24 protein-coding genes are annotated in these 20,084 nt (G+C 60.5%); 19 read left to right on the plus strand and 5 right to left on the minus strand.

The genetic code is table 11. From position 1 onward, the window contains the following. Nucleotides 1–37: 37 nt before the first annotated feature. From livM to AFIDRAFT_RS00105, 5 genes are all read left to right on the plus strand, one after another. Nucleotides 38–1,318 carry a high-affinity branched-chain amino acid ABC transporter permease LivM gene (gene livM / locus AFIDRAFT_RS00085; RefSeq protein ID WP_009336869.1) on the plus strand — a complete coding sequence of 427 codons (1,281 nt, stop codon included), beginning with the start codon at nucleotides 38–40 and terminating at the stop codon, nucleotides 1,316–1,318. After that, complete coding sequence (locus tag AFIDRAFT_RS00090; protein WP_009336872.1) at nucleotides 1,315–2,151, plus strand: ABC transporter ATP-binding protein; 837 nt, start codon at nucleotides 1,315–1,317, stop codon at nucleotides 2,149–2,151. The genes livM and AFIDRAFT_RS00090 overlap by 4 nt, the downstream gene beginning before the upstream one ends. Then, nucleotides 2,148–2,879 (plus strand): ABC transporter ATP-binding protein, encoded by a 732-nt coding sequence (locus AFIDRAFT_RS00095; RefSeq protein WP_009336873.1) that lies wholly within the window; start codon nucleotides 2,148–2,150, stop codon nucleotides 2,877–2,879. The genes AFIDRAFT_RS00090 and AFIDRAFT_RS00095 overlap by 4 nt, the downstream gene beginning before the upstream one ends. Next, complete coding sequence (locus AFIDRAFT_RS00100; RefSeq protein ID WP_009336874.1) at nucleotides 2,879–3,250, plus strand: DUF6867 family protein; 372 nt, start codon at nucleotides 2,879–2,881, stop codon at nucleotides 3,248–3,250. The genes AFIDRAFT_RS00095 and AFIDRAFT_RS00100 overlap by 1 nt, the downstream gene beginning before the upstream one ends. Before the next feature lie 109 nt (nucleotides 3,251–3,359). After that, nucleotides 3,360–4,472: a branched-chain amino acid ABC transporter substrate-binding protein gene (locus AFIDRAFT_RS00105; protein WP_009336875.1), complete on the plus strand. Its 1,113-nt coding sequence runs from the start codon at nucleotides 3,360–3,362 to the stop codon at nucleotides 4,470–4,472. Between the two features lie 31 nt (nucleotides 4,473–4,503). Here AFIDRAFT_RS00105 and AFIDRAFT_RS00110 read toward each other — a convergent pair whose 3' ends face one another. Further along, on the minus strand, nucleotides 4,504–5,238 hold the full coding sequence (locus AFIDRAFT_RS00110; protein WP_009336876.1) for a cytochrome c biogenesis CcdA family protein: 735 nt from the start codon (nucleotides 5,236–5,238) through the stop codon (nucleotides 4,504–4,506). 292 nt (nucleotides 5,239–5,530) lie between these two features. Here AFIDRAFT_RS00110 and AFIDRAFT_RS00115 point away from each other — a divergent pair, with 292 nt between their 5' ends. The 8 genes from AFIDRAFT_RS00115 (at nucleotide 5,531) to AFIDRAFT_RS00150 (ending at nucleotide 11,460) form a co-directional block, all read left to right on the plus strand. Then, on the plus strand, nucleotides 5,531–6,529 hold the full coding sequence (locus AFIDRAFT_RS00115) for a P1 family peptidase (RefSeq protein WP_009336877.1): 999 nt from the start codon (nucleotides 5,531–5,533) through the stop codon (nucleotides 6,527–6,529). Between the two features lie 108 nt (nucleotides 6,530–6,637). Continuing rightward, entirely contained in the window at nucleotides 6,638–7,273 is a 636-nt protein-coding gene (locus AFIDRAFT_RS00120) for a tetratricopeptide repeat protein (RefSeq protein ID WP_009336878.1), read from the plus strand. Nucleotides 7,274–7,525: 252 nt separating this feature from the next. Beyond that, a complete protein-coding gene (locus AFIDRAFT_RS00125) occupies nucleotides 7,526–8,581 on the plus strand; it encodes a multicopper oxidase domain-containing protein (protein ID WP_009336879.1) in 1,056 nt (351 codons plus the stop codon). A 21-nt stretch (nucleotides 8,582–8,602) separates the two neighbouring features. After that, nucleotides 8,603–9,283 (plus strand): c-type cytochrome, encoded by a 681-nt coding sequence (locus AFIDRAFT_RS00130; RefSeq protein ID WP_009336880.1) that lies wholly within the window; start codon nucleotides 8,603–8,605, stop codon nucleotides 9,281–9,283. Then, on the plus strand, nucleotides 9,280–9,681 hold the full coding sequence (locus AFIDRAFT_RS00135; RefSeq protein WP_009336881.1) for a c-type cytochrome: 402 nt from the start codon (nucleotides 9,280–9,282) through the stop codon (nucleotides 9,679–9,681). Before AFIDRAFT_RS00130 ends, AFIDRAFT_RS00135 begins: the two co-directional genes overlap by 4 nt. Nucleotides 9,682–9,756: 75 nt before the next feature. Then, entirely contained in the window at nucleotides 9,757–10,680 is a 924-nt protein-coding gene (locus tag AFIDRAFT_RS00140; RefSeq protein WP_433994108.1) for a multicopper oxidase domain-containing protein, read from the plus strand. Nucleotides 10,681–10,803: 123 nt separating this feature from the next. Further along, nucleotides 10,804–11,022: a KTSC domain-containing protein gene (locus AFIDRAFT_RS00145; RefSeq protein ID WP_009336883.1), complete on the plus strand. Its 219-nt coding sequence runs from the start codon at nucleotides 10,804–10,806 to the stop codon at nucleotides 11,020–11,022. Nucleotides 11,023–11,202: 180 nt separating this feature from the next. Next, entirely contained in the window at nucleotides 11,203–11,460 is a 258-nt protein-coding gene (locus AFIDRAFT_RS00150) for a hypothetical protein (RefSeq protein WP_009336884.1), read from the plus strand. 43 nt (nucleotides 11,461–11,503) lie between these two features. Here the strand turns inward: AFIDRAFT_RS00150 and AFIDRAFT_RS00155 are convergent, their stop codons facing one another. Both AFIDRAFT_RS00155 and AFIDRAFT_RS00160 read right to left on the minus strand, forming a co-directional pair. Continuing rightward, a complete protein-coding gene (locus AFIDRAFT_RS00155; protein WP_009336885.1) occupies nucleotides 11,504–12,676 on the minus strand; it encodes an outer membrane beta-barrel protein in 1,173 nt (390 codons plus the stop codon). Nucleotides 12,677–12,834: 158 nt separating this feature from the next. Further along, nucleotides 12,835–13,584, minus strand: a complete 750-nt coding sequence (locus tag AFIDRAFT_RS00160) for an EF-hand domain-containing protein (protein ID WP_009336886.1) — start codon at nucleotides 13,582–13,584, stop codon at nucleotides 12,835–12,837. A gap of 248 nt (nucleotides 13,585–13,832) precedes the next feature. Between AFIDRAFT_RS00160 and rpe the strand changes: the two genes are divergently transcribed. The 3 genes from rpe to AFIDRAFT_RS00175 all read left to right on the plus strand — a co-directional run bounded on the left by rpe (nucleotide 13,833) and on the right by AFIDRAFT_RS00175 (nucleotide 16,474). Beyond that, entirely contained in the window at nucleotides 13,833–14,534 is a 702-nt protein-coding gene (gene rpe, locus AFIDRAFT_RS00165; protein WP_009336887.1) for a ribulose-phosphate 3-epimerase, read from the plus strand. Nucleotides 14,535–14,595: 61 nt separating this feature from the next. Then, nucleotides 14,596–15,903 carry an adenylosuccinate lyase gene (gene purB, locus AFIDRAFT_RS00170; protein ID WP_009336888.1) on the plus strand — a complete coding sequence of 436 codons (1,308 nt, stop codon included), beginning with the start codon at nucleotides 14,596–14,598 and terminating at the stop codon, nucleotides 15,901–15,903. Between the two features lie 13 nt (nucleotides 15,904–15,916). Then, the gene (locus AFIDRAFT_RS00175) at nucleotides 15,917–16,474 is read left to right on the plus strand and encodes an RBBP9/YdeN family alpha/beta hydrolase (protein WP_009336889.1); all 558 of its coding nucleotides are present in this window, start codon (nucleotides 15,917–15,919) and stop codon (nucleotides 16,472–16,474) included. Nucleotides 16,475–16,480: 6 nt separating this feature from the next. Here AFIDRAFT_RS00175 and AFIDRAFT_RS00180 read toward each other — a convergent pair whose 3' ends face one another. After that, nucleotides 16,481–17,029, minus strand: coding sequence for a cytochrome b (locus AFIDRAFT_RS00180; protein ID WP_009336890.1), 549 nt, complete (start codon nucleotides 17,027–17,029; stop codon nucleotides 16,481–16,483). A gap of 174 nt (nucleotides 17,030–17,203) precedes the next feature. On the opposite strand from AFIDRAFT_RS00180, the gene murI reads away from it, so the two are divergent. The 3 genes from murI to rpsD all read left to right on the plus strand — a co-directional run bounded on the left by murI (nucleotide 17,204) and on the right by rpsD (nucleotide 19,396). Continuing rightward, nucleotides 17,204–18,001 carry a glutamate racemase gene (gene murI / locus AFIDRAFT_RS00185; protein WP_009336891.1) on the plus strand — a complete coding sequence of 266 codons (798 nt, stop codon included), beginning with the start codon at nucleotides 17,204–17,206 and terminating at the stop codon, nucleotides 17,999–18,001. Nucleotides 18,002–18,079: 78 nt separating this feature from the next. Beyond that, nucleotides 18,080–18,499 carry a cupin domain-containing protein gene (locus AFIDRAFT_RS00190; RefSeq protein ID WP_009336892.1) on the plus strand — a complete coding sequence of 140 codons (420 nt, stop codon included), beginning with the start codon at nucleotides 18,080–18,082 and terminating at the stop codon, nucleotides 18,497–18,499. Nucleotides 18,500–18,778: 279 nt separating this feature from the next. Then, on the plus strand, nucleotides 18,779–19,396 hold the full coding sequence (gene rpsD / locus AFIDRAFT_RS00195) for a 30S ribosomal protein S4 (RefSeq protein WP_009336893.1): 618 nt from the start codon (nucleotides 18,779–18,781) through the stop codon (nucleotides 19,394–19,396). Nucleotides 19,397–19,489: 93 nt separating this feature from the next. Here rpsD and grxD read toward each other — a convergent pair whose 3' ends face one another. Continuing rightward, nucleotides 19,490–19,825, minus strand: coding sequence for a Grx4 family monothiol glutaredoxin (gene grxD / locus AFIDRAFT_RS00200; protein ID WP_082157021.1), 336 nt, complete (start codon nucleotides 19,823–19,825; stop codon nucleotides 19,490–19,492). Nucleotides 19,826–20,084 lie beyond the last annotated feature (259 nt).

Raw genomic sequence — 20,084 nt, forward strand, 5'->3', positions numbered from 1 at the left:
GACATCCTCCACCCCAAAACCGAAACGCGCTCCACAGATGGGCGCCGCCTTCATCCTGAAGAAGTCGCTGCTCAGCGCGTTCGTCGCGCTGGTGCTGTTCTCGCTGATGATCGGCATCCGCACAGAAGCGGGACCGACCGGACAACTGATCTACTGGACGCGCTTCGGCGACCTCGCGATCATGGTCGTCCTTGTCTTTGCTGGCAGCATTCTGACCGAATTGTTCCGGCAGCGGTTCGCGGCGCGGCAGCACGCACCCCTTCTTCCGGAGAGCGCGAAACGCGGATTGTCCACGCTCGGTCGTCTCGTTGTGCCACTGCTGCTGGTGTTCGCCTTCCTCGTGCCGGTGATCTTCTACAAACAACGCTACATGCTCGATCTCGGCATTCTGGTGATGACCTATGTGATGCTCGGCTGGGGATTGAACATCGTGGTCGGCCTCGCGGGCCTGCTCGATCTCGGCTACGTCGCCTTCTATGCCGTCGGCGCCTATTCTTACGCACTATTATCGACGACGTTCGGCCTGTCGTTCTGGATCTGCCTGCCTCTCGCCGGAATCCTCGCCGCATTCTGGGGCATGTTGCTGGGCTTCCCGGTGTTGCGGCTGCGCGGTGACTATCTCGCCATCGTGACGCTGGCGTTCGGTGAGATCATTCGCCTCGTGCTGTTGAACTGGCAGCACGTCACCGGCGGCCCCAACGGCATTTCCGGAATTCCGCGCCCAAGCTTGTTCGGCATTCCGCTGACGGCAGGCCCGAACGGCCTCGCCGCCCATCTCGGCATTCCGTTCTCGCCGACGCACCGGCTCGTGTTACTGTTCTATATCATCCTTGCGCTGGCGCTGCTGACCAACTGGGTCACGTTGCGCCTGCGCCGGCTGCCGATCGGCCGCGCATGGGAAGCCTTGCGCGAAGACGAGATTGCCTGCCGCTCGCTCGGCATCAACACCACCACCACCAAACTCACCGCTTTCGCCACTGGCGCGATGTTCGGCGGATTTGCGGGCGCGTTCTTCGCCACGCGCCAGGGCTTTATTAGCCCCGAGTCGTTCTCGTTTCAGGAATCAGCGCTGGTGCTGGCCATCGTCGTGCTTGGCGGCATGGGCTCCCAGCTTGGCGTCGTGCTCTCCTCGCTCGCGCTAATCGGCGGCTTTGAACTGTTCCGCGGCTTCGAGCAATTCCGCATGCTGGCATTCGGCGGCGCGATGGTGCTCTTGATGATCTGGCGGCCACGCGGCCTGATCGCTCATCGCGAACCGTCCCTGTTTCTCGCGACGCGCACCAAGGTTTCCTCCGACCTCGTCAAGGAGGGCCGATGAACGCGCCGGGCACCATCCTCGACGTCCAGCATCTGTCGATGCGTTTCGGCGGCATCATGGCTGTCAACGATCTGTCGTTCGAGGCACAACGCGGAGACATCACCGCGCTGATCGGTCCCAACGGCGCAGGCAAGACCACGGTGTTCAACTGCATCACCGGATTTTACAAGCCGACCACGGGCATGCTGCGTTTAACCCATGAGAATGGCCGCGCATTCCTGCTGGAGCGACTGCTCGATTATCGAGTCTCGAAGATCGCAAAGGTCGCCCGCACCTTCCAGAACATCCGCCTGTTCTCGGGCATGACGGCGCTCGAGAACTTGATGGTCGCGCAACACAACCGCCTGATGCGGGCATCCGGTTTCAGCTTTCTCGGCCTCATCGGCGCGCCCACTTTTCATACGGCCGAACGGCATGCCATCGAGCTCGCGCGCCATTGGCTTGATCGCATCGGCCTCACCGCCCGCGCCGACGACGCCGCCGGAAATCTTCCCTATGGCGACCAGCGCAGGCTGGAAATCGCACGTGCGATGTGCGCGGAGCCAGCCCTCCTTTGCCTCGACGAACCCGCCGCCGGGTTGAACGCCCGCGAAGGCGAGGCATTGAGCGACCTGCTGCTGTCAATCCGCAAGGATCACGGGACATCGATCCTGCTGATCGAACACGACATGTCGGTGGTGATGGAGATTGCCGACCACATCGTCGTGCTGGACTACGGCGTCAAGATTGCCGAAGGCACGCCACGCGAGATCCGTGACGATCCGAAGGTTATCGCAGCCTATCTCGGCGCCGACGAAAAAACCGCCATCGAAGTGATGGAGCAGGACGCATGAGCGATTCCCTGCTCGAAATTCGCGGTCTGCGTGCCGCGTACGGAAATATCGAAGCACTGAAGGGCATCGATATCGACGTGAAGCGTGGCGAGATCGTCGCGCTGATCGGCGCCAACGGTGCGGGTAAATCCACCTTGATGATGACGATCTTCGGCCGCCCGCGCGCCCGCGCGGGTGAAATCCTGTTCGACGGTGATGACATCACCCATACGCCGACGCACCAACTCGCGCGGCTGCGCATCGCGCAATCGCCAGAGGGACGGCGAATTTTTCCACGCATGAGCGTTGCCGAAAACCTGCAAATGGGCGCGGATGCTGCGGAAGCCAGCGAAAGCGAATGCGCCGCCGATCTGGAGCGTGTCCTCACTTTATTTCCGCGCCTCAAGGAACGACTGACCCAGCGCGGCGGCACGCTGTCGGGCGGTGAACAGCAGATGCTCGCGATTGGCCGCGCGCTGATGAGTCGTCCACGCCTCTTGATGCTGGACGAGCCCTCGCTTGGCCTCGCGCCGCTGATTACCCGCCAGATTTTCGACGCCATCCGCACGCTGAACCAGACGGATGGTCTCACCGTGCTGATCGTCGAGCAGAACGCAAACCATGCGCTGAAGCTCGCCCATCGCGGCTATGTCATGGTCAATGGCCTCATCACCATGTCAGGAGTGGCGAGCGAATTGCTGGAGCGGCCGGAGATCCGCGCAGCCTATCTCGAAGGCGGGCGGCACTGATGCACGATCTTTACGCCAATGAAGCCTGGTGGCAGTCGGTCATTCTTACCCTCATCCTCGGGGGCGGCGGCGCATGGCTCGCCGGAAGCGCCATCGCCCGGACCTGGCGCGGCGTCCATGTCGCGGTGCTCGCTGCCATCCCGATGGCAATGGCCGTGCGCTTCGTGCACTTCGCATTGTTCGAGGAAACGTTGTTTGCAATCCTGCCCTGGATTGCGGAAACGGCAGTCATGCTCGCCGTGATCTGCCTCGCTTTCCAGCACACCCGCGCCAGGCAGATGGTGCAGCAATATTACTGGCTTTATGAAGCCAGTGGCCCGCTTGGCTGGAAGCTGCGACAAGATGCACCGCAGCATGGCTCGTCGCATTAAAACTGCCTGCAACTGTCCCTCCGGCCAACTTTCATGGATGACTCGGCGGCTAATTCGTTCGAGTATCCACTCCCATTTCAGTTCTGATCTTCACCAAGGGATGACACGCATGACCCCTATTCGCTTGCTTGCCGTAACCTGTGCGGCTGCCTTGCTCGGCTTCTCCGCGCAGGCCATGGCACAAACCATTCCGGTCGCCGTCGCCGGCCCCATGACAGGCGGCGAATCCGCCTTCGGACGGCAATTGCGCAACGGCGCCGAACAGGCAGTCGCCGACATCAACGCATCCGGCGGCGTGCTGGGCAAGAAGCTGGCACTGCAAGTCGGAGACGATGCCTGCGACCCGAAACAGGCCCGCTCGATCGCCGAAAAAATCGCCAACAATGGTTCGGTTTTCGTGGCCGGGCATTATTGCTCGTCCTCGTCGATCCCGGCCTCGGAAGTTTACGCCGACGGCAACGTCCTCCAGATCAGCCCAGCTTCGACCAATCCGGTGCTGACGGAGCGCAAATTGTGGAATGTGTTCCGGGTTTGCGGACGCGACGACCAGCAGGGCAGCGCGGCGGCGGCGTATCTGCTGAAGCACTATAAAGGCAAGAACATCGCCATCCTCAACGACAAGACCACCTACGGCAAGGGCCTCGCGGATGAGACCAAGAAAGCGCTCAATGCAGGCGGCATTCAGGAGAAAATGTTCGAGTCCTACAACAAGGGCGACAAGGACTTTAACTCCATCGTCTCTCGCCTGAAGCGCGAGAACATCGATCTCGTCTATGTCGGCGGCTACCATCAGGAAGCCGGATTGATCCTGCGCCAGATGCGCGACCAAGGCCTGAAGACCGTGATGATGGCGGGCGACGCCATGAACGATAAGGAATTCGCCTCCATTACCGGCCCGCTCGCAGCCGGCACGCTGTTTACCTTCGGCCCCGATCCGCGTAACCGGCCGGACGCGAAAGCTATCGTCGACAAGTTCAAGGCCAAGAACGTCGATCCGGAAGGCTACACGCTCTACACCTACGCTGCTTTCCAGGTCTGGTCGCAGGCGGCCGCCAAGGCCAACACCACCGACCCGCAGAAGGTCGCTACCGCCATCAAAGCCGGTGAGTGGAATACGGTGATCGGGCCGCTATCGTTCGATGCCAAGGGCGACATCAAGCAGACCGGTTACGTCGTCTATAAGTGGGACGACAAGGGTGGCTACGCCGAACTGCCAAACTAAGCGCGCAGGCTCTCTCCTTCGGGAGAGAGCCTCACCCGATGCTTTGCAGCGCCGGGAAAGCTTCCAGCAACCAGACCCCGATATTCGACACCGCGCCAGTCAGGAATGCGATGCCGACGAGAACCATTAGCCCGCCCATGACACGCTCGACGGTCGGAAGATAACGCCTCAGCCGCGCGAGTGCTGACGACGAGCGTTCGATCAGAATTGCGGCGAGCATGAACGGAATTCCCAATCCGGCCGAATACACCGCAAGCAGCAGCGCGCCCTTTTGAACGGTATTCTCCGAGGCTGCGATCGACAGGATCGCGGCCAGCACCGGCCCAATGCAGGGCGTCCAGCCGAACGCGAAGGCAAGTCCCATCACATAGGCGCCCCATAACCCGACCGGCTTCGGGATCGGTATCCGTCCCTCACGCATCAGGAAGCGAATGCGTGTCAGGCCGAGGAAGTGCAGACCCATCACGATGATGACGAGTCCGGCGACGATCGACAGTTCAGCCGACCAACGCCGCAGGGCTGAGCCGACCACACTCGCGCTGGCCCCGAGCCCGACGAATACCGTGGAAAAACCCAGCACGAACAGAAGTGCGCACAGCAGCACCGCGCGGCGCGACGCCGCAGGCTTCTCCTCGCTTGCGACATGTTCGACCGTGGCCCCCGTCAGGTACACGAGATAGGCCGGCACCAGAGGCAATACGCAGGGTGACAGGAAACTGACAAAGCCCGCGAACAAGGCTGTGGGGATGGAGATATTCTGAATCATGCGGCTAGTGTCCCGAATCCGAAGTTCGCCTCATCGTGCAGCACCTTCCGTCGCGAACTTCGAATTCGAAAGGACACTAGCAAATTTATGATTCTAGTGTGGTTTAGGTTCGAGAGGTTCACTTGAGAAGCACGCGGAGAAAACCAGCGAACCTCTCGAACCGCCACAGTAAATGCCTCCATCGCTCATCGAAGCGCAAGGCCTCACTTTTACGTGTGATCGTCTCCGCGCCCGTAACACGGGCGGATTGACCACATGCGATGGACGCGCTCATCTGGTACCGGGAGACACCATGAAAAATCTGCTCACAGATATCGAAGGCATTAAAGTCGGCCACGCGCATAACGAGATTCTGGCGTCTGGCGCAACCGCGATCCTGTTCGACACGCCTGCGGTCGCGGCAATCGACATTCGCGGCGGCGGACCCGGCACGCGGGACAGCGCGCTGCTCGATCTCGCCAACACGGTGGAGCGGATCGATGGGCTGGCGCTGTCTGGCGGTTCGGCTTTCGGGTTGGAGACCGGCGGCGGCGTACAGGCCTGCCTTGCCGAACAAGGGCGCGGCTTCGCCATCGGCGACGCGCGCGTGCCGATCGTGCCGGGTGCGGTGGTGTTCGACCTTTTGAATGGCGGCAACAAGAAATGGGGCCGCTTCTCTCCGTACCGCGATCTCGGCTTCGAGGCGGCAATGAGCGCCACGGACGGCACCTTCACGCTGGGCAATGCGGGTGCGGGATATGGCGCGACTACCGCGAATTTCAAAGGCGGCCTCGGCTCCGCGTCGGCGACTACGCTCGGCGGCATCGGCGTCGCAGCACTGGCCGTGGTCAATGCGGTCGGCACTGTCACTGTCGGCGACGGCCCCTGGTTCTGGTCCGCGCCCTTCGAGCAGAACGGCGAATTCGGCGGCCGCGGTCTGCCGCAGATCTTCACGCCTGACATGCTTGCGGCTCGCCTGAAGGGTGCCGATCGTGCCAACGCTGGCGAAAACACCACGCTTGTCGTCGTCGCAACCGATGCGGCCCTGACCAAACCGCAGGCCCGCCGGCTTGCGATCCTCGCGCAGACCGGCTTTGCGCGCGCGACCTATCCGGCCCATGCTCCGCTCGACGGCGACATTGTGTTCGCCGTCTCGCTCGGCGACAAACCGGTTGATCCACTTTACGGTCTGACGCAGCTGGGGATGGAGGCAGCCAACGTAGTTGCGCGCGCCATTGCCCGTGGCGTTTACGAAGGTCGCGCCCTGCCCTTTGCGGACGCGCTTCCCGCATGGCGAGATCGTCACGCTTGATATTTGAATCATCGATACAACACTTCGCAATATTTGTTCTAAAACATATATTTCATTTACATCTTAAATCGGAAGCCGTAAGAGACAATCCTTTTTGCGGAGTCGAACATGGCTTTCACCTTGCGTAGCATTTGCGCCGGACGGCAGCTTTATATCGCTGCCTCTGTGGCAGGCATCGGCATCGGAGCTATCGCCGCTATCGCATTGACGAGACTGCCGCCGCTCACAACCCACCGCATCACCACGCCACTCAACAGTGCCGCGACCATTGCACCCGACCCGATTGGAAGCCTGCCTGATCTACCCAAGCTCCTGACGTCCAAACCACCTCAAAAATGGACCATTCTTGGCGGCGCTCTGCTTGAAAGCGGCTTGCCTTCGCTCGCCGTCCCGGCTCTCGAACAGGCGGTTGCCGACGATCAGGCCAATACGTCTTTGCGCGCAGCCCTCGGCGAAGCTCTCGCACTCTCCGATAATGGGAAAATCAGCGAACGGGCACGAATCGAGTTTGAAGACGTCCTGCAGGCAAACCCGAACGATCTCGTGGCCCGTTTCTATATGGCGCACTGGATGCTGCAGAATGGCAAACCCAAACCTGCACTCGTCAAGTTCGTCGGACTGATGCGTACCGTCGGAAACGATCCATTATGGTACGCGCGGCTGTGGCAAATCATGCCTGAAGCCGCCGAACAGGTTGGCGTCAGTCGACTCGCTCTCGAAGCGTTGTGCGTTGCAGGAATGTGAAACGAAAAACATCGTGGCCCGAAATATTTTATCGGGAGGAATGTTAAAAGATGTATTTTAAATATTGCTTTGAAACAATAACAGTGACAGGGTGCCTCTCATCAAATTCGATTTGGGGATCGATCATGAAACATCCTTCCACATCTTCGGGGGCCTGACAGGGAGCGTCCGGCAACCCTCCTCTCCCTGCCGGACGTTTCCTGTCGCTCTCGCCACAAAACATCTATTATAAATATATCTTAAAGGCTCGCCATGACTGCCTACGGACGACGCTTGCCTATCGCTACCTTCCTCTCTGCCGTTATCGCCTCGGGACTGACGATGTTCGTCTCTCCCGCCATCGCAGAAACCCGCCATTTCTCGATGACGATCGAGGACACCGTCCTCACACTGGTGGATAAGCAGACCTTCCACACATTCTCGTTCAACGGCCAAACACCGGGACCGTTGATTCACGTCAAAGAAGGCGACGATCTCGTCATCGACGTCGAGAACCAGACCACGCTGCCGCATACGATCCATTGGCACGGCATGTTTCAGCGCGGGAGCTGGAAGAACGACGGCGTTCCGGATACGACACAACCCGCGATCGCGCCCGGCGAAACTTTCACCTATCGCTTCAAGGCCGAACCTTCCGGCACGATGTGGTACCACTGCCACGTCAACGTGAATGAACATGTCGCGATGCGCGGCATGTGGGGACCTCTGATCGTCGATCCGAAAGATCCGCCCGCGATCGAGAAGGAAGTCACCAAAGACTACATCATGATGTTCTCAAGCTGGGTCTCCCAGTGGGCGAACAAGCCCGGCCAGGGCGGCATTCCCGGCGACGAGCCAGACTTCTTCACCGTCAACGGCAAGGCATTTCCCGATACCCAGCCACTGCGCATCAAGAAAGGCGACGTCATCCGGATTCGCCTGATCGGCGCCGGCGACGAAATGCACTCCATTCACATCCACGGGCATGACTTCGAAGTCTACGCCAAGGACGGACGGCCACTCGCCAACCCCTATCTTGCCGACACCATCCTGTTCGGCCCCGGCGAACGCTACGACCTGATTCTGCGCGCCGACAATCCAGGCATCTGGATGGTTCACGATCACATCGATCGTCACACCGTAAACGGCAAGTCGCCGATGGGCGGCATCATGACCACCATCGAATACGAAGAGATCCCGGTGAAGGAACAGTCCTTCTACACCTGGAAGAACAAGCAATTCGTGCCCGACTTCTACTACGAGGAATCGCTGAAGAAGCCACTCGGCATGTACGAGAGCTCCGTGTTCAAGGGAGTACCGGCACCATAGTGCCGAACGAGGAAAATCAAGATGAAATACAAACTGCCTTGGGCAACCGCGGTGCTGACCGTGGCTCTGCTCAGCGGGGCTCATGCCGCCGACAAGCTCGACGCCAGTTGCGCCTCCTGCCACGCCCTCACCAAGCCGACCGATACGTCGCTCGAGCGGCTGATGTCCCGCAAGGGACCCGACCTCTGGTACGCCGGCAACAAATTCAATGCCGACTGGCTAGTGGCCTGGCTGCAGGATCCGAAGCCGATCCGTCCGGCGGGCTATCCTTATTTCAAGACGATCAAGGAAGGGCCTGACCACGATGTGCCGGATCCATCCAAAATCACTCCGCATCCCAAGCTCACGAAGGCCGCAGCGGAAAGTGCCGCTGCTGCGCTGATGGCGCTGAAAGCGCCCGACCTCGTACCCGCAGGCACCTTCAAGGGTGATACCGCCGGTGCGCGCATGGGCGCACTTGCCTTCACCAAGTTGCGTGGCTGCGTGACCTGCCATCAGGGCGAGAACGGGCAAGGCGGCTTCTCGGGGCCTGAACTCACCGATGCCGGCGCGCGGCTGCAGCCGGACTTCATCGCCGCCTACACCATCGATCCGCAGCGCTTCGATCCGCACATCTGGATGCCGACTCTCAGCCTGAAGGATCAGGACATCCAGCGGATCACCGCATACCTGTCGGTACAAGGCCGGGGAGACAAAAAATGAGCACCTTCGCGAACCATCCGGCTCCCGCTACACGGACATGGAAAAGCCTCGCGCTTATTCCTGCGCTTGCGGGCGCCGCCCTGCTTCTCACACCGGAAATCAGTCGCGCCGATCCGCCGATTGATCAGGTCTACAACGTCTATTGCGCACAGTGCCACGGTCTCAAGCGCAACGGCACTGGCGTCAATCTTCCCGGCCTCTCGGTTCGGCCGCGCGACCACACCGACAGTAAAGGCATGGGCGATACGCCTGACGACGAACTGTTCAAGGCGATCAAGGAAGGCGGCCTCGCGGTCAACAAGTCCGTGTTGATGCCGAGTTGGGGCGCGGTCCTCTCGGATAAGCAGATCACCGAAATGGTGAAGTACCTCAGAACGGTTTGCCATTGCGGCAAGTGATCCCGCGCGCAACGACACAACGAAATCAGTTTCATAAAGGAGCATACGATGAACAGAACTTTACGGGCCACGCTGATGGCAGGCGGCGTGGTGGCGATGGCAGCCTGTGCGAGCGCCATTGCCAGTGACGCCGAGGCCAAGACCGTCAAGGTCCATCTCACGGCCAAGGAGACCATGGTGCCGATCGACAACGAGGGCCACAAGGCGATTGGCTGGACCTATGACGGCCAGATTCCCGGCCCCGTGGTCCGCGCCACCGAAGGCGACACCATCGAGTTCACGCTGACCAACGATCCGGGCAACAAGAACTCGCATTCGATCGACTTTCACGCAGCACGCGCCGACGTGTTGACGGCCTTCGCTCCGATCAAGCCCGGCGAGACCAAGAGCTTCACCTTCACCGCTGACCATCCCGGCGCATTCTTCTACCATTGCGGCGCCGACCCGATGATCCAGCACATCGCGCGCGGCATGATCGGCGCGATCATTATCGACCCGAAAGATTCGAACGAGATGCCGAAGGCAGATCGGGAATACGTCCTGGTCGAGCACCAGACCTTCGATAATCCGGAAGACGTCAAGGGCATGATGGCCAACAACTGGCAGCACGACGCGTTCAACGCCGTTCCCTTCCAGTATGATCCGGTCCATGACGTCAATGCCACGCAAACGCTCGAGGCCAAGCCCGGCGAGCGCGTGCGCATCTACCTGATCAACGCTGGCCCGAACGAATTCTCCGGCTTCCACCCGATCGCGGGCATCTGGGATCGCGTCTATCCGTCCGGCAATCCAAAGAACGTGCTGGTCGGGATGCAAAACTACACCGTTGCTCCCGGCGATGCCGCGACCTTCGACATCATCTCACCGAAGGAAGGCGCTTATGCACTCGTGAACCACTCGATGCGTGCCGCGCTCTCCGGCTCTATTGCGGTGATCATGTTTAGCAACAAGGCCGATCCCTCGATGGGCCACGGCGACAAGATCCTTCCAAGAATGTAACTGCGTCCCTGGAAGGATCATGGCCCGGCGAGATCTCCGACCCTCCCGCCGGGCCTCTTTTTTGAACTTTCCGTTTGAACTTCGCAACACTCGGCGCGTTATCTCTCCGAGAGGAGAGCGCCAATGTCTTCGACCGCTATCCGCCGCATCATGTACGATCCGATCGATCGCGAATTGTGGGTCACATTCGTATCCGGCCGCCAGTACGTTTATTTCGATGTCCCGCCGGAGAAATTCTCTGCATTCAGTCACGCTGAGTCACGCGGTGGATTTTTCAACCGTGAAATCCGCGACCATTATGGCTGTCGCGAAATCCTCACTCCCCATCGTCAGGCGAGTTAACAAAACAGGTTCCAGATCCCTGCACGGCAGGCGGTAGCGTTCTGACGTCAAATCTGAACGGCATACGCTTCTTTCCGTAGAGTTTAAGGTTAGCTTCCTGTTTCAGTTGGCGCAGCTCTCTCGCCTCTCCACGGTGAGTTGCGTGTGCACATTGCGCACATCAACAGTGGAGCAAACGTCATGAAGAAAATCCTGATCCTCGCCATCGCCGCAACGGCTCTCGCCGTAACCCCGAGCTTTGCGAAAGGTGGCGGTATCGGCATCGGCGCGAACGTGCTGACCGGCAAAAGCGGCGTGCTTGGTCTGCTCAACGGGCGCAGCACCCTCGTCGTCAACACGGCGGTGACCACCGGCAAGGGTGGCGTGCTCGGCGCCGTGCTTGGCCGCGGCGGCATCCTCGGCGGCGGCCATGGCGGCGGTTGCGGCTGCGGTTACTGAGCGTGAGCCTACGATAACGCGGATGGGAGCTTCCCATCCGCACCTATATTTTGCGAGCAACGCTCCCCTTGCCGTCATCTGCCGCCGCGCTAACAAATGGCGAGAATTTCTTGGTGATCGACGATGACAGGATCAACGCATCGGCTTTGTCCCCGGAAATCAGAATGCCGCGCGCATAGGTCAGGTCGACCCCCAGCGCATAATCATTGCCCAGATCGTAGGAACCGCCGAACGCCACCGTCGCGGTCTGCGCATCGAACGGCGAATCGAGATAGCGCGTCGTCGCATATCCGGCAGCCGCACTCAGCGTCAGTTGAGGCGTCACCGTCCACGATAATTTGCCGGTATAGGCTGCATCGATAGTGATCGGCGAAATCGGGAACGTCGTCTCATTGGCCCGCTTCCATGCCGTCAGATCCAGCGTCCACGCATCGCGACGCCAATGCAGATTGCTTTCATAAAGCAACGTCTTCACATTGCTAAAATCGGGATCGTGCCAGGTGCCGCGTAACTGCGACAACGATCCGGTAACGCTGAAATCCTTGTCGGCATATTTAGCGAATACGAACGGCTGGATCCGTTCGTTATCGCGTCGATAACCGAACACATCAAACTCCTGCGCGTAGCGGCGCATCGACAGATTGATTGAAGCCCCCACCTCGAACTTGCCGCGAACATAAGCCATGCCAGGAATGAGTGTCCCGCGCAGATATTGCTGCGCTTCGGGCAGGAAGTCCTGAAAGATGGCGTTGGTCTGGTTCAGGCTGGAGCGCGCGCCCTCACCCGTTGCGAACAGCTTGAATGAGCCGACTTTCGCTTCGCCTTTGATAGATTGGATAAGGTCCGACGAGCGCAGATTATAGGTACTGACGTCGGCAATCGTCGTGACCGAACTGACGTTCAGATCGTCGCTCCCGAGCATGCCGCGCATGATGACCTTGCCGCTTAAGCCAGACGTCGCCTGCGGATTGGCGTATTGGGTCTGGCTCGCCTCCGCCGCAATCCCAAGACTCGTATCGCCATCCTTATGGGCCGCCGCCATGGAGGCATCGGTGCCGATGAAGGCAGAACCACCGATACCACTACCGTTGGAAAATTGAGGATTGGAATCGAACCCACCGCGCAGCCGCAAAGAGGCTGCGAAGTCATCCTCCGCCGACGCAGGATGGATTGCCGCCACAATCAGACTTCCGCACAGCAACGCATTCCGCAACATGCTGCCCCGCCACGCCAACCTCATGGCGATTACGCAGTGGCCATCGTTAGCGAGACATGAAAATCGCCCGATGTCACGTATTGCTACGTAAGCATCGGGCGCACTGGTACCGCGTGTGTGTGCGTACGGGGTGGTGAGCTAGACGCGTATTCTACGCGCTAGACTTTGACAGACGAACTCGCCGCATTGGAGACCGCCTGAGACTGCGACTGGATCAGTTTCTCGATCAGATTGTAGGACGATGCCGCGCTGGATGAGCCGGCGCTCGATGCCGCGCTGGTCGAGGTGACCTTCGAGCCATCGGCATAGGTCAGTGTCGTTGTCACCGATCCATCTGAATTGGTTGTCGTGGCGGTCGTGGCGCCGTCGATCGATTGCGACAGGGCATCGGCAAGGCCGCCGCCCCCACCGCCACCATGTCCACCGTGAGCGTGATGGCTGCCGCCGCTCTTTCTGGTCTGCAGCGCGCTTGTCAGCTCATTGATGCTGACGGAGCCATCTCCGTCCGTATCAAGTTTGGAGAACACGTTATCGGCCGCCGCGACATTGGTACCGCCTGCGCCGAGCTGCTGCTCGAATTCCGATTTGGAGATCGAACCATCGCCATTGACGTCGAGCTGCGAGAACAGGTCCTTCATCGCGTCGGACGACGACGCGGACGTGGTGCTCGCCGATGGAGATTGTGCCGCCAGCAGCGCGCTCCAGGTATCCGGCGACAACGCCCCGCTCTGCCCCCAATTCGCGGCGGTCGAGGACGCCGTCGAACCGGGCGTGCTGGACGTCAGACTGAAAGGATTCGAATTCTGGGTGACCCCGGTCGTCGGCTTCGACGCCGACGATTTCGACGACGTCAGCGACGACAACAGATCGAGCGCTGTGGACGCGGCACCCGCCAAAGCCAGATACATGGCCATACTCCCTCCGCCGCGCATGCGCGGCCCTGCAGGAGTTCCAGCAATTGTCGTGCCGGACCAAAATGCCCGAAAAATCGATATTTTTGGGTGAAACGGCACGCCTTAGTCCGGCAAAAGCTGCCGCAAGGGGCAGAAAATGCCGTGCAGACCGGCCCTTAAAGGCCATTCCCGTTTTGCGCCGAGGCCTGAGGCATGATAGCGAAACGCCATCCGCCACATCCTCCGAAGCAAGCCCTCGTGCCATGTCCCAGCCGTCCGCACACCGTCCGCTGATTATCGCACCATCGGTCCTCGCCTCCGACTATGCCCGGCTGGGTGAGGAAGTCCGCGCCGTCGATACCGCCGGGGCCGACTGGCTGCACATGGACGTGATGGACGGCCATTTCGTGCCGAACATTTCCTACGGGCCGGACGTCATCAAGGCGATGCGCCCTCACAGCAACAAGATCTTCGACGCGCATCTGATGATCGCGCCCTGCGACCCCTATCTCGAGGCCTTCGCCAAGGCGGGTTGCGACCACATCACAGTTCACGCCGAAGCAGGCCCCCATCTGCACCGCTCGCTGCAGGCGATCCGCGCACTCGGCAAAAAGGCCGGCGTCGCGCTCAACCCGGCGACGCCCGCAAATGCCATCGAATATGTGCTCGACCTCGTCGACATCGTGCTGGTGATGTCAGTCAATCCGGGCTTCGGGGGCCAGTCCTTCATTCCCGCCGTGCTGGAGAAGATCACCACCATTCGCGCGATGTGCGCCGGACGCCCGATCGACATCGAGGTGGACGGTGGTGTCACGGCAGGCAACGCCGCGCAGATCGCCGCTGCTGGCGCGAATGCGTTCGTCGCAGGCTCCTCGGTTTTCAAGGGCGGCACGTTCGACCATTACAAGGCCAACATTTCTGCGATCCGCACAGCCGCTGCCACTGCGCGGGGCGAAGCGATCTGATCGAAGCCGGGACAATCCGGCGCGATGCAGGCGCGACAACTGAAGACGATAGGACGTTTCGATGATTTCACGCTATTCCCGCCCCGAAATGACCTCCATCTGGGACCCGCAGACGCGCTTCCAGATCTGGTTCGAGATCGAGGCCCATGCCGCCGACGCGCTGGCCGAGATCGGCACGATCCCGAAGGAGGCAGCGAAGAAGGTCTGGGAAAAGGCCAAGGGCGTAACCTTCAATGTGGATCGCATCGACGAGATCGAGCGCGAGACCAAGCACGACGTCATCGCCTTCCTGACCCATCTGGCGGAAATCGTCGGCCCCGAAGCCCGCTTCGTGCATCAGGGCATGACCTCGTCGGACGTTCTCGACACCTGCCTGAACGTCCAGCTCGCGCGCGCCGCCGACTTGCTGATCGCCGATATCGACCGCGTGCTTGCGGCGCTCAAGACGCGGGCGTTCGAGCACAAGCTCACGCCGGTGATTGGCCGCTCGCACGGCATCCACGCCGAGCCGGTCACTTTCGGCCTCAAGCTCGCTTACGCTTATGCGGAATTCGATCGCAACCGCGCTCGCCTCGTCGCCGCGCGGAAGGAAATCGCAACCTGCGCCATCTCCGGCGCGGTCGGCACCTTCGCTCAAATCGATCCGCGCGTGGAGGCCCACGTCGCCAAGGCGATGGGACTGACCGTGGAGCCGATCTCGACTCAGGTCATTCCACGCGACCGCCACGCCATGTTCTTCGCAACCCTCGGCGTCGTGGCAGCATCGATGGAACGTCTCGCCATCGAAATCCGCCACATGCAGCGCACCGAAGTGCTGGAGGCCGAGGAATTCTTCTCCCAGGGGCAGAAGGGCTCCTCCGCGATGCCGCACAAGCGCAACCCGGTACTGACGGAAAACCTCACCGGCCTGTCGCGCATGGTCCGCGCCTACGTTACGCCTGCGCTGGAGAACGTCGTGCTCTGGCATGAACGCGACATCTCGCACTCCTCCGCCGAGCGGATGATGGGCCCCGACGCCACCGTGACGCTGGACTTCGGACTCAACCGCCTCGCCGGCGTGATCGAGAAGCTGCTGGTCTATCCTGAGAACATGCAGAAGAACCTCGACCGCCTCGGCGGCCTCGTCCACTCGCAGCGGCTGCTGCTGGCGCTCACCCAAAAGGGGGCCTCGCGCGAGGATGCTTACAAGCTCGTGCAGCGCAATGCGATGCCGGTCTGGCGCGGCGAAGGCGACTTCCAGTCGCTTCTGAAAAAGGATGAGGACGTTAAAAAGTACTTGTCCGACAAGGAGATCGAAGAGCAATTTGATCTCGCCTATCACTTTAAGCACGTCGACACGATCTTCAGCCGGGTGTTCGGAAAAGCCTGACGCGGCGCGCGCCATGATCCCGTCCTGCGAGGCCTTCGATTTCCTGATCCTTCCCGGCCTGACCAATTCCGGGGTCGACCACTGGCAGTCGCATTGGTCGATGGCATTCCCGAATGCTTCGCGTGTGCTGCAGGACGACTGGGACACTCCGCAACTGGCCGACTGGCTGGCGCGACTCGATCAGGCCGTCGCGCAAGGCAAGCGCCCCGCCGTCCTGATCGCTCACAGCCTCGGAGTCGCGCTCGCGGTGCACTGGCTCACCTCGCGCGCGCCGGGGCGCGTGAAGGGTGCATTCCTCGTCGCGCCCTCCGATGTGGGGTCGCCCGAGTACACGCCAGACGCGGTTCGGAATTTCGCACCGCTGCCACGCAAGTCCCTTCCCGTGCCGACCATCACGGTTGCGAGCAGCAACGATCCGTTCGTGACGTTGGAGCGTGCCCGCGCGCTCGCCTCGGACTGGCACTCGGCTTTCCATGATGCCGGGGAACTTGGCCACATCAACGGAGCATCGCGCCTGGGGCTTTGGCCGCAGGGGCTGGTGCTACTCGGACGACTGCTCAACCGGGTTTGATGGCGCCTACTGCACCCTGCCGTCGACCATCCGCTCCAGCACACCGTCCTTCTTGATGAAGCGATGGTAGAGCGCTCCGAGGACATGCAGTGCGATCAGCGCCAGCAGCACATAAGCCGCATAGATGTGCCAATGCTCGAAGTCACCCGCATTCTGCCGGTTCTCGACCGTGAACTGCGGCACCCGGAATAGGCCGAAAAAATCCGCATAATCCGGCTTGTGCGCGCCTGAATGCGCCCAGCCGAGCATCACCACAACGAAGGTCAGCACATAGAGCGACCACTGGTTGAGGCGAGCGAACGCCCGCTCCCAGACCGGCGCACCGGCAGGCAACGCAGGCGTCGGATTGAAGAACTTCCAGACCAACCGCAGCGCCGTGAACAGCAGCACGAGATAACCGATATCGGCATGGATCGAGCGATAGAAAAAACGATCCGCCCGCGCCGGAAAATTGTTCATCCACCAGCCATAGGCGATCATGCCGATGATGGCGGCGCCGAGCACCCAATGGAATACCCGCGCCACCGCGCCCCAGGATCGTGTCGTGTTCAGCATCTTGTCCACCGCCGGTTAAACCGAGGAGAAGCCATAGAAGAAAGGCAGGAACAAGCGAGCTGCCGAGTAACGGCTTGGAATTACTCTAAATAAGAGTATAGCGTTATCCTGCGCAGACTGACGCCATCTGCCTGTGCAACTCATTCCTAACCAACGACCAGCTATATTCTTTTCGTGTCGAAGTCGCCCGCCATCCTTGTATTCGATTCCGGCCTCGGCGGCCTGACGGTGCTGCGCGAAATCACCACGGCCCGCCCAGACGCCGCCTATACCTATGTGGCCGACGACGCCTTCTTCCCCTACGGCCGGCATGAGGAAAGCGCGATCATCGCGCGCGTCGTGCCGCTGATCGGCGACCTGATCGGGCGCCACACCCCCGATCTCGTCGTCATCGCCTGCAACACCGCCTCGACGCTGGTGATGGATCACCTGCGCAAGGCCTATTCCGTTCCCTTCGTCGGCACCGTGCCCGCGATCAAGCCCGCCTGCGCCTCCTCGAAGACGAAGCGGGTCTCCGTGCTCGGCACGCGCGGCACGGTGAAGCGCGAGTACACCAAGAAACTGATTGCCGATTTCGCGCACGATTGCGAGGTGACGCTCGTCGGCGCGGGAAACCTCGCCACGCTGGCGGAAGCCGCCTTGCGCGGCGAGAGCGTGAGCGACGACGCTATTCTCGCCGAGATCGCACCCTGCTTCATCGAGGGCTCTCCTCGCACCGATACCGTCGTGCTGGCCTGCACCCATTATCCGCTGCTGCTGGAGCAGATCCGGCGCATCGCGCCCTGGACGGTGGACTGGATCGATCCCGCGCCCGCCATCGCGCGGCGCGTCGAAAGTCTGCTCGACAAATCGGAGAACGAAAATATTCCAGCCCCCGCCAAATTTTTATTCACGTCGGGAAAGTCTCCCTCGCCTGCACTGATGAGAGCGCTGCAACCGTTCTTCGGCGCACAGGCCCTGGATCACGCCTAAGTTCTTTTTCTTCCTTTCACCGCGCTGCTAGCCTTCATGCATCTGCCCCAGGAGAGGGCAGCACGAGGGAGAACGTCCATGTTGAAGGGTACGATACTTTGTTTTTCGATCGCGCTGGCCGGCATGAGCGCGGCCAATGCACAGACAGCTATGGCACCGGCTCCGGCGGCCTCGGCCATCAAACGCACGCCGTTGCGGGATGTTGATCTGCAAGGCAACTATCATGTGGTCGAGGCGATCGCGGAAATTGCCGCGGGAACCGCGAGTGCAGGCCGCCACACCCATCCCGGTTACGACGTCAGCTATGTGCTGGAGGGAGAAGGCACACTCATCGTCGACGGCAAGCCGGATCAGGCGTTGAAACCCGGCATCGTCATCCAGGTGCCTCCCAATGTACCCCATGACGTCAAGGTGGCGCCCGGCAAACCCTTAAAATTGCTAGGGATTTACATTGTTGAGAAAGGCAAGCCGGTCGCTTCCCCGGCTCCCCTGAAGTAAAAATTCAGGCCGGATTTTCCCTGCCGCCAAGGCCTCAAACGTTTGACTTGGCGGCACTTTTTCCTTAAGAACACCCCTGCTCGCGGGCCGTTTCGGCCCGCGTTGTGTTTCGCGACCCGTGGTTTTCCCTGTCATGCTTATGGGGACGACCTGTCGGTATCCGGGATTTCCCGGTTACACAGGAGGGCGCGTTTCCTCAAAACTCAAACCGCGCATGATCCCGAAAAGTGGATACCGGTTTTCGGACCAGATCATGCGCAACAACGCAAAGAGGACGCGATGACTAAGCGCAGTGAGGCGAAGTATAAAATCGATCGCCGTATGGGCCAGAACATCTGGGGCCGCCCGAAGAGCCCCGTCAACAAGCGCGAATACGGTCCCGGCCAGCACGGCCAGCGCCGCAAGGGCAAGCTCTCCGACTTCGGCACGCAGCTCCGCGCCAAGCAGAAGCTCAAGGGCTATTACGCCAACATTTCCGAGCGTCAGTTCTACGCCGTCTACGTCGAGGCGACCCGCCTCAAGGGCGACTCGGGCGAGAACCTGATCGGCCTGCTCGAGCGCCGCCTCGACGCCATCGTCTACCGCGCCAAGTTCGTGCCGACGATGTTCGCCGCGCGCCAGTTCATCAACCACGGCCACATCAAGGTGAACGGCAAGCGCGTCAACATCCCGAGCTACAAGGTCAAGGTCGGCGACGTCATCGAGGTGAAGGACGCCTCCAAGCAGCTCGCCACCGTGCTGGAAGCCAATCAGCTCGCTGAGCGTGACGTGCCGGACTTCATCGAAGTCGATCACGGCAAGCAGACCGCGAAGTTCACGCGCGTTCCGAACCTGTCGGAAGTTCCGTTCCCGGTTCAGATGGAGCCGCACCTCATCATCGAATTCTATTCGCGCTAATTTCCGCACGAACTGCAAAATCAAAAGGCCGCCTCATCGGGCGGCCTTTTTCTTTGCGCCAATCGCCGGCGCGAAACATGAGTTGAGCAGAAACTAGCCCGCCGCCTGGCGTACCGAGACGCCCTTGTCGGAAAACATCTTCTGCAATTCGCCGTTCTGGAACATCTCGCGGACGATATCGCAGCCGCCAACGAATTCACCCTTCACATAAAGCTGGGGAATGGTCGGCCAGTTGGAATATTCCTTGATGCCGTTGCGCAGATCAGTCGAGTCGAGAACGTTCAGGCCCTTGTAGGGGACACCGACGTGATCGAGGATCTGGACGACCTGTCCTGAAAATCCGCACTGCGGAAACTGCGGCGTGCCCTTCATGAACAGCACGACATCGTTCGACTTCACTTCACTTTCGATAAATTGTTCGATGCTCATCGTCATATCCCTTGGCGCGGGTCCAGCCTCCGATGTCAGGATCACGGGCAGGCTGCCGCCTCGCCTATATATGTAGCCAGAATCGCATGTCCATCCAACGAAATCGCACCAAAAAAGCGGGTTTTCTGCGGTCAGAACAGCGCATTTTCCCCAAATCACGCCGAAGTGTGCCGCGCCGGATAACAATCGCCCGTCGCGGGCGTAGATAAATTCATTCCGGAACTTAACTGCCAAAGCACTGTTTCTTTCCCCAAACCGG

It is taken from the genome of Afipia sp. 1NLS2, from assembly GCF_000178995.1.
Taxonomy (GTDB): Bacteria; Pseudomonadota; Alphaproteobacteria; order Rhizobiales; family Xanthobacteraceae; genus Afipia.

Coding starts and splice junctions, on each gene's coding strand:
- AFIDRAFT_RS00120 (WP_009336878.1), top strand. CDS start 6,638: ATGGCTTTCACCTTGCGTAGCATTTGCGCCGGACGGCAGCTTTATATC.
- grxD (WP_082157021.1), bottom strand. CDS start 19,825: ATGAGCATCGAACAATTTATCGAAAGTGAAGTGAAGTCGAACGATGTC.
- AFIDRAFT_RS00150 (WP_009336884.1), top strand. CDS start 11,203: ATGAAGAAAATCCTGATCCTCGCCATCGCCGCAACGGCTCTCGCCGTA.
- AFIDRAFT_RS00095 (WP_009336873.1), top strand. CDS start 2,148: ATGAGCGATTCCCTGCTCGAAATTCGCGGTCTGCGTGCCGCGTACGGA.
- rpe (WP_009336887.1), top strand. CDS start 13,833: ATGTCCCAGCCGTCCGCACACCGTCCGCTGATTATCGCACCATCGGTC.
- AFIDRAFT_RS00110 (WP_009336876.1), bottom strand. CDS start 5,238: ATGATTCAGAATATCTCCATCCCCACAGCCTTGTTCGCGGGCTTTGTC.
- AFIDRAFT_RS00160 (WP_009336886.1), bottom strand. CDS start 13,584: ATGTATCTGGCTTTGGCGGGTGCCGCGTCCACAGCGCTCGATCTGTTG.
- AFIDRAFT_RS00100 (WP_009336874.1), top strand. CDS start 2,879: ATGCACGATCTTTACGCCAATGAAGCCTGGTGGCAGTCGGTCATTCTT.
- AFIDRAFT_RS00155 (WP_009336885.1), bottom strand. CDS start 12,676: ATGTTGCGGAATGCGTTGCTGTGCGGAAGTCTGATTGTGGCGGCAATC.
- AFIDRAFT_RS00145 (WP_009336883.1), top strand. CDS start 10,804: ATGTCTTCGACCGCTATCCGCCGCATCATGTACGATCCGATCGATCGC.
- AFIDRAFT_RS00130 (WP_009336880.1), top strand. CDS start 8,603: ATGAAATACAAACTGCCTTGGGCAACCGCGGTGCTGACCGTGGCTCTG.
- livM (WP_009336869.1), top strand. CDS start 38: ATGGGCGCCGCCTTCATCCTGAAGAAGTCGCTGCTCAGCGCGTTCGTC.
- AFIDRAFT_RS00140 (WP_433994108.1), top strand. CDS start 9,757: ATGGCAGGCGGCGTGGTGGCGATGGCAGCCTGTGCGAGCGCCATTGCC.
- AFIDRAFT_RS00125 (WP_009336879.1), top strand. CDS start 7,526: ATGACTGCCTACGGACGACGCTTGCCTATCGCTACCTTCCTCTCTGCC.
- AFIDRAFT_RS00090 (WP_009336872.1), top strand. CDS start 1,315: ATGAACGCGCCGGGCACCATCCTCGACGTCCAGCATCTGTCGATGCGT.
- AFIDRAFT_RS00105 (WP_009336875.1), top strand. CDS start 3,360: ATGACCCCTATTCGCTTGCTTGCCGTAACCTGTGCGGCTGCCTTGCTC.
- rpsD (WP_009336893.1), top strand. CDS start 18,779: ATGACTAAGCGCAGTGAGGCGAAGTATAAAATCGATCGCCGTATGGGC.
- AFIDRAFT_RS00175 (WP_009336889.1), top strand. CDS start 15,917: ATGATCCCGTCCTGCGAGGCCTTCGATTTCCTGATCCTTCCCGGCCTG.
- purB (WP_009336888.1), top strand. CDS start 14,596: ATGATTTCACGCTATTCCCGCCCCGAAATGACCTCCATCTGGGACCCG.
- AFIDRAFT_RS00115 (WP_009336877.1), top strand. CDS start 5,531: ATGAAAAATCTGCTCACAGATATCGAAGGCATTAAAGTCGGCCACGCG.
- AFIDRAFT_RS00190 (WP_009336892.1), top strand. CDS start 18,080: ATGTTGAAGGGTACGATACTTTGTTTTTCGATCGCGCTGGCCGGCATG.
- AFIDRAFT_RS00180 (WP_009336890.1), bottom strand. CDS start 17,029: ATGCTGAACACGACACGATCCTGGGGCGCGGTGGCGCGGGTATTCCAT.
- AFIDRAFT_RS00135 (WP_009336881.1), top strand. CDS start 9,280: ATGAGCACCTTCGCGAACCATCCGGCTCCCGCTACACGGACATGGAAA.